This is a genomic window from Corynebacterium sp. CCUG 51687, assembly GCF_024453995.1.
GTDB classification, from domain to species: domain Bacteria; phylum Actinomycetota; class Actinomycetes; order Mycobacteriales; family Mycobacteriaceae; genus Corynebacterium; species Corynebacterium pseudogenitalium.
The window spans coordinates 1-6,435 of sequence record NZ_JAGPYT010000023.1 but is presented as its reverse complement, the minus strand read 5'-3'; the positions used below and the strand labels follow the sequence as shown (position 1 = coordinate 6,435).

Here is a 6,435-nt window from a genome sequence, read left to right as displayed (position 1 = left end):
CCAGAGCCGAGTTCGTCTGCCAAGCCGGAGCCGACGACGACGGTGAAGAGTTCTACAAAGGCAGTGCCGTCACCGAGTGCGTCTGCCACACCAACCACGTCTACAAAGTCGGAGCCAACCACGAGCGCTAAGCCTGACTCGAGCAGTAATTCAAGTTCCGAGTCACGTGGAATATGCTCCAGCAATTCTTCCAGCCAAAGTAGTAAGGGAGACAATGGGAGCAGCACTGGTGCAGCCGTGTGTGGAGTGGTCTTTACCGGGCTCCTGCTGATCGCACTGGGCATCCTTGCCACAGTGCCCCCACTGAAGGACCAAATCGATCGGTGGTTGCGTAGTTTGTGATGCATTGAACTGCCTAGGATGGCAACCTAGGCAGTTCTCACGCGGTACCAATTTGAGTGATTTGTTCCCGCTCGCTTGAAGGAGAGGCTATTTCCTCAGGAGAGCGGGAAGGTCCTCTGTATGCATTTGCCTCACATTAAACGCACGGTATAAGCTGTCACCTACGCGTGTTTTAGCGTGCGCGGGGCTATGGCGCAGTTGGTAGCGCACCACACTGGCAGTGTGGGGGTCACGGGTTCGAATCCCGTTAGCTCCACAGAAAAGACCGCAGGTTGCTTAAGACCTGCGGTCTTTGTGTTCCCGGACCGGCGCCGTCACTGCGACGTGCTCGCCGTTGCGCAGCGTGAACTCCAGCTGGTACGCGTGCAGGAACATGCGCTGCGCGCCTGTACGCGAGCCGTACGCGCGGTCGCCGACGATGGGGTGGCCTTCGTGGGCGGCGTGTACGCGGATTTGGTGGCGTCGTCCAGTAATGAGCTCGGCCTCGACGAGCGTGTTCGGCCCGCGGTTTTCCACGCGGCGGAATCGTGTGTGGGCGTCGTCGCCGTCGGCACGTACGACCATGGTTTTCGGTGTTCGCGCGATCGGGGCCTTTACGTCGCGCGCGCCCGCCCAGCGTCCCTCCACGACCGCGCGGTAGATGCGGACCACGTCCTGCTCGCGGAAGGCTCGTTGCAGGTGGCGCAGCTCCGCGTGATTCAGCGCGATCAGCAGCGCCCCGGACGTCTCCTTATCGATGCGGTGCGCAAGCTCAGCGTCGGGGTGCACGTCGCGGATGCGCTCGATAACGCCCCGCTGCGTCCCGGTTCCCGCATGCACCGGCACCCCCGCCGGCTTATTTACTACCAGTGCCGTCGGCCCCTCCCACAGCACCTCAAACCCGTGGCTCTTACTTTTCGACGCCCTCTTCGCTTCCTTACAGAACTCACCCGGCAACGTGATCACGTCCCCAGCCCGGACGCGGTAATCCTGCTTGATACGTTTCTGGTTGACCCGCAACGCCCCCTTACGCGTAAGTTTGAACAGCATGGTCGCCGGGCACGTGGTGTAGCTGGCGAGGAACTTGTGTATCCGCCGCCCGTCGTGGTCCTCCGGGACCGTGATCGCTGAGTATCCGGGTGGGGGAATGTAGGTGGTCATGGCTGGCACCATAGCAAGGTGCTAGTACTGGTGCCATGTATGCAACATCATTCGCTACCGTCGAGACGCAGGTCGGAACACTGACGGTTGTCGTTTCGCCCCGCGGAGTGCGCCGGATTGCGCTACCCAGCGACGACGCTGAGCGTGCAATCCGGGAAACCGGCGCACGCCCCGGCCCGATCGGCCCCGTCCGCGGGCAGCTCGAGGAGTACTTCGCCGGGACACGAACGTCTTTCGATGTCCCGCTCGACCTTGAGGGCCTCCCGCCGTTCCGGACGAAGGTGCTGGGCGCGCTCCAACACGTGCCGTTCGGCGAGGTGACGACGTATAAGGGGCTAGCGGTGGACGTCGATAATCCGGGGGCGGTGCGTGCCGTCGGCACTGCGTGCGCGCGCAACCCGCTGCCGCTGCTCATTCCGTGTCACCGGGTCGTGCGTAGCGACGGCCACCTCGGGCGCTACCGTGGTGGGGAAGACATGAAGCGATTCTTGCTTGCATTGGAGGGCCACCTTGAGTGATTTCAGTAAGCGTTGTATCGCGCCGGGCCAGGCGAGCAGCGAGGCGGCGGGGCTGCGCTGGCTGCGCGAGGGCAGCGAGGCAGTCGTGGAGGTCCGCAGCGTGGACGAAGGACAGCGGACGTTGCGAATAGAACGCGTCGAAACCGTGCGGCCCACTCGTGACGCGGCGCGCCGGGCGGGGGAGGAGCTGGCGAAGATCCACGCGATGGGCGCTGAAGCCTTCGGTGCGCCGCCGACCGGGTGGGATGGCCCGAACTTCATCGGCCGGGTTGAGCAGGACTGCGTGCCGGAGCAGCGGTGGGCGAAGTTTTATACCGAGCAGCGCGTGCTGCCGTTCGCTAGGAGCGCACATGTGGCGGGAAATATCTCGAAGCAGCAGCTAGAGCTCGTGGAACGCGCCTGCGCTGCGCTCGTTGAGGAGGATGAGGAGGCCCCGCTGGCGCGTATCCACGGGGATCTTTGGGCGGGCAACCTGCTCTTCGACGAGTCGGGCCCGCGGTTCATTGACCCGGCGGCGCACGGTGGGCACCCGTTGACGGACATCGCGATGCTGGCGTTGTTCGGCGCGCCGTTTTTGGAAGATATCCTTGCGGGCTACGAGTCGCGGGCAAGCCTGGGGGAGGACTGGCGTCGGCGCATCCCGGTGCATCAGCTTCACCCGTTGGCCGTGCACGCGTTGACGCACGGCCCGGCGTACGCGGGGGAGCTTGCCAACGCCGCGCAAGCGACGTTAGATGTGACGGGCTAAGCTTTCCACCAGGAGGAATCTGGCCCTGGTGGCAGGTGTCGTTTGTGCTGGCCGATGCGCCACAGGTGCTCGATGCGTTCCGCCGCCGCGGACGGAACGGGCTTGCCTTCGAGGTAGTCGTCGATGTGCTGGTAGGTCACGCCGAGTGCTTCCTCGTCGGGCAGCGCCGGGCGGTCCTCTTCCAGGTCGGCGGTGGGGACTCTCTCCCAGAGGCGAGGGTCGGCGCCGAGCTCGCGGAGGAGGGCGGCGCCTTGGCGTTTGTTGAGGCCGGCGAGGGGGGTGAGGTCGGCGGCGCCATCGCCGAACTTGGTGAAGAAACCGGTGACGTTTTCCGCCGCGTGGTCAGTGCCGATGACCAGGAGGTTGCGCTCGCCAGCAAGCGCGTACTGCGCCACCATCCGAAGTCGGGCCTTCACGTTGCCCTTGTTGAAGTCGCTGAGGGGCGCCCCCAACGCGTCAGCGGCCTCGTCGCTGAGCGCTTTCGTTGCAGGTGCGATGTCGACGGTCACCGTCTCATCCGGTTCGATGAAGCGGAGCGCCAACTGGGCGTCGTCCTCGTCGACTTGGACACCGTGGGGGAGGCGGACGGCGAGGAAGTGGGCGTCGACACCCGAGTCCCGCAGCCGCTCGACAGCGATCTGTGCGAGGCGACCTGCGAGCGTCGAGTCCTGGCCCCCGGAAATGCCGAGCACGAAACCTGCTGAGGAGGCGGAGCGGGCGTAGTCACAGAGGAATGCGACGCGGCGCTCAATTTCTCGCGCGGGATCAATCGAAGGTTGGACCCCGAGCGTGTCGATGATCTCTTGCTGTTTGCTGCTAACTTGCGGTGAATCTGGCCGAGACATAGGAACCAGCGTACCCACGGTGCATATTGGTATGCATGCAACAACTCACCACTGCCCAACGAAGCTACGTCCGGAAAGTTGCGGGCGTCGCCGCGCTGGGCGGGCTGCTCTTCGGCTACGACACCGGCGTGATGAGCGGCGCGCTGCTCTACATCACCCCCGAATTCCAGCTCACCCCAGGGCAAGAAGGGCTTGTGACCTCGATGTTGCTCGTCGGTGCCGCGGTCGGCGCGCTCAGCGGCGGAGCGATCGCGGACAGGCTCGGCCGCAAACGCACCTTAATAATGGGCGGCCTCGTGTTCATCGCGGGCTCGCTGTGGTGCGCGCTTGCGGGGTCGGTGGAAGCACTCGCGGCGGCCCGAACGTTCTTAGGGGTCGGCGTCGGCGGAGTGTCTATCGTGGCGCCGATGTACATCTCGGAGATGGTGCCCGCCCGGGTGCGCGGCAAGATGGTGTCACTGAACACGCTGATGATTGTGGTGGGGCAGCTGCTCGCGTACTCCGTGAACTCGGTGCTTGCGTCCACCGGCAGCTGGCAGCTGATGCTTGGACTCGCCGCAGTGCCCGGAGCCGCGCTGGCCGTCGGCATGGCATTCCTGCCTGAAACACCCCTGTGGCTCGCCCGCCACCAGCGTATCGACGCAGCCCTCACCATCGGCGACCGCGTCGGCATGACCCGCGAAGAACTCACCCTCGAAACCACCGAAGACGCCGAGCTTCGCGCCCAGCGCGGCGGCGAGTGGGCACGCCTACGCAACGTTCGGTGGCTACGCATGACCGTGCTGATCGCCGCGCTGCTCGGCATCACGCAGCAGGTCACGGGCGTGAACGCCATCGTCTACTTCGCGCCAACGATGATGAACAAAGTCGGCCTCTCCACCGAAAACGCCGTCTACACCTCTATGGTGATCGGGCTCGTCTCCGTCGTCGCGTGCTGGGTCGGACTGCAGGTCATCGACAGGATCGGCCGCAAACGACTACTGCTCATCGGCCTGAGCGGCAACGTCATCTTCCTCTTCGCGCTCACGCTCACGTACCGTGCCGCGGAAAACAACGCCGCACTCGCGTGGGTCTCACTCGCCTGCATGGCGCTGTTCATTGCGTCGCAGCAAGCAGCAGTTTCGCCCACGACCTGGCTGCTTATCTCTGAGCTGGTCCCGCCACAAATCCGCGGCGCCGGCATGGGCCTCGCAGGGCTTGCACTGTGGGTCATGAACTGGATCGTCGCCCAGTTCTTCCTCCCACTTGTCGACGCCCTCTCCGCCACCGCCACCTTCTCCATCTTCATCATCTGTGGCATCCTTGCAGCAGGATTCGTCCGCTACTTCGTCCCCGAAACAATGAACCGGAGTCTGGACGAAGTGGCGTCGGAAATGGAGCAACGCTACACCAAGTAGCACCGGCGTTTTGGTTTCCCCACGTGATGGGGTAATATAACGCGACGTGTCGCGACCAGACTGTTTCCAGTGGTCGCACGAAGATGAAGATCCTCGATTAGAAAGGAGCGCCCGATGAAGGTCCGCAAGTCGCTTCGGTCGCTGAAGAACAAGCCGGGCGCCCAGGTTGTGCGCCGCCGTGGCAAGGTTTACGTCCTGAACAAGAAGGAGCCACGCTTCAAGGCTCGTCAGGGCTAATTCAGCACTCGTGAAAACCCGCACCTCGTGTGCGGGTTTTTTCGTGCCCGGGGCACTAGGGTGGTGGAGGTGAAACGAGCATGCTGCGCCCTCCTCGCCGTGACCGCCCTCGGGGCCTGCGGGACACCCACTAACGACGCCCCGCCGACCATCACCGTCACCTCAACGACAACGCACCCGAACGCTCAGCCGCCTGCACCAGTTGACGAACCGGTGGGCGAAGAGGACGTCGATAAGCTGCTTTCCGCCATCGCTGATGCTGTTGCCAACCAGTTCGGAGGCACCGTCGCAGTCGCCGCGGGCGGGGTCGGCAGCAGCGACGACCCAGCGATGCCTGCCTGGTCAACCATCAAAGTCCCCCTCGCAGTTGCCGCGTACCGCGTGGCGCCCGACACCGCGCAGCTCGCAGCACCCGCCGCGATCACCGCCTCAGACAACGACGCCGCGCTGCAACTCTGGAACGCCCTGCCACCCGGCGCCGGCGATACCGTCTTGGCCGAGGGTGGCGTACCAAAAACCATCAACACCGAACGCATCCGGCCCGAGTTCTCAACCTTCGGCCAAACCATGCTCACCGCCGCCGAGGAGTCCACCTTCATGTCCAATCTGAGCTGCCTGAGCGACGCCGACCCCGTCCTTGAGTTGATGGGGCAAATCGTGCCCGGGCAGGACTACGGCCTCGGCCAGCTTCCCAATGCGCGGTTCAAAGGCGGGTGGGGGCCCTCGGAGACTGGTGGATACGAAGTGCGCCAGATGGGACTCGTGTCAAATTCCGTAGAGCAGGACGTTGCTTTGGCTTTGGTCGTTGTCCCCGCCGACGGCAGTTACCAAACCGGCCAAGCCATGGCCAACGCCGTTGCAGAACAGCTCCGCGGCCGACTGGATCAGCTGCCGGTTGCGGCCTGCTGATTGTTTGATGAGGGTGTCCGCGGGACGGACAAACAGCTGGCGAAGCTTGGCTCAACCCACCTCTCAATAAGTAAGGTTTCCGCGGCGCGGACACCGCTTCGTGATTTGCACGGACGATTCCCGCATTCCGCGGGGCGGACAATCTATCCGTTGTTACAACCCAACCTCCCGCACAGTCCGCCGCGCGGACTCCAACGAAGCTTTAGTCGAATCCAGTAGCATTCCGCGGCGCGGACAGAGCGAGTTCAGCTCAAGACCCCAACGATTGCATCAAGGTGTCCGCCGCGCGGACACCCACC

Annotated in this window: 8 protein-coding genes and 1 tRNA gene; 6 read left to right on the top strand and 3 right to left on the bottom strand. The window is 64.1% G+C overall.

From position 1 onward, the window contains the following. Window positions 1-185, bottom strand: a 185-nt coding sequence (locus tag KBX13_RS11370; protein ID WP_256022272.1) for a hypothetical protein, incomplete at its 3' end; no start/stop codon positions are given. 340 nt (window positions 186-525) lie between these two features. On the opposite strand from KBX13_RS11370, the gene KBX13_RS11365 reads away from it, so the two are divergent. Further along, window positions 526-598 (top strand) — tRNA-Ala (locus tag KBX13_RS11365). Window positions 599-618: 20 nt separating this feature from the next. Here the strand turns inward: KBX13_RS11365 and KBX13_RS11360 are convergent. Next, the gene (locus KBX13_RS11360) at window positions 619-1,482 is read right to left on the bottom strand and encodes an RluA family pseudouridine synthase (RefSeq protein WP_256022271.1); all 864 of its coding nucleotides are present in this window, start codon (window positions 1,480-1,482) and stop codon (window positions 619-621) included. 35 nt (window positions 1,483-1,517) lie between these two features. Here KBX13_RS11360 and KBX13_RS11355 point away from each other — a divergent pair, with 35 nt between their 5' ends. Further along, the gene (locus tag KBX13_RS11355) at window positions 1,518-2,000 is read left to right on the top strand and encodes a methylated-DNA--[protein]-cysteine S-methyltransferase (protein ID WP_256022269.1); all 483 of its coding nucleotides are present in this window, start codon (window positions 1,518-1,520) and stop codon (window positions 1,998-2,000) included. Then, window positions 1,993-2,748: a fructosamine kinase family protein gene (locus KBX13_RS11350; protein WP_256022268.1), complete on the top strand. Its 756-nt coding sequence runs from the start codon at window positions 1,993-1,995 to the stop codon at window positions 2,746-2,748. The genes KBX13_RS11355 and KBX13_RS11350 overlap by 8 nt, the downstream gene beginning before the upstream one ends. On the opposite strand, the gene nadE is transcribed toward KBX13_RS11350, so the two are convergent. Beyond that, complete coding sequence (gene nadE / locus KBX13_RS11345) at window positions 2,745-3,593, bottom strand: ammonia-dependent NAD(+) synthetase (protein ID WP_256022266.1); 849 nt, start codon at window positions 3,591-3,593, stop codon at window positions 2,745-2,747. The genes KBX13_RS11350 and nadE overlap by 4 nt on opposite strands. A 35-nt stretch (window positions 3,594-3,628) precedes the next feature. Here nadE and KBX13_RS11340 point away from each other — a divergent pair, with 35 nt between their 5' ends. The 3 genes from KBX13_RS11340 (at window position 3,629) to KBX13_RS11330 (ending at window position 6,136) form a co-directional block, all read left to right on the top strand. After that, window positions 3,629-4,990, top strand: coding sequence for a sugar porter family MFS transporter (locus tag KBX13_RS11340; RefSeq protein ID WP_256022265.1), 1,362 nt, complete (start codon window positions 3,629-3,631; stop codon window positions 4,988-4,990). Window positions 4,991-5,104: 114 nt separating this feature from the next. After that, entirely contained in the window at window positions 5,105-5,227 is a 123-nt protein-coding gene (gene ykgO, locus KBX13_RS11335) for a type B 50S ribosomal protein L36 (protein WP_018020497.1), read from the top strand. 69 nt (window positions 5,228-5,296) lie between these two features. After that, on the top strand, window positions 5,297-6,136 hold the full coding sequence (locus KBX13_RS11330) for a hypothetical protein (protein ID WP_256022263.1): 840 nt from the start codon (window positions 5,297-5,299) through the stop codon (window positions 6,134-6,136). Window positions 6,137-6,435 lie beyond the last annotated feature (299 nt).

Bases quoted from the DNA above. Each gene is read 5' to 3' on its own strand.
- KBX13_RS11340 (WP_256022265.1), top strand. From the start codon at position 3,629: ATGCAACAACTCACCACTGCCCAACGAAGCTACGTCCGGAAAGTTGCG.
- KBX13_RS11355 (WP_256022269.1), top strand. From the start codon at position 1,518: ATGTATGCAACATCATTCGCTACCGTCGAGACGCAGGTCGGAACACTG.
- KBX13_RS11360 (WP_256022271.1), bottom strand. From the start codon at position 1,482: ATGACCACCTACATTCCCCCACCCGGATACTCAGCGATCACGGTCCCG.
- nadE (WP_256022266.1), bottom strand. From the start codon at position 3,593: ATGTCTCGGCCAGATTCACCGCAAGTTAGCAGCAAACAGCAAGAGATC.
- ykgO (WP_018020497.1), top strand. From the start codon at position 5,105: ATGAAGGTCCGCAAGTCGCTTCGGTCGCTGAAGAACAAGCCGGGCGCC.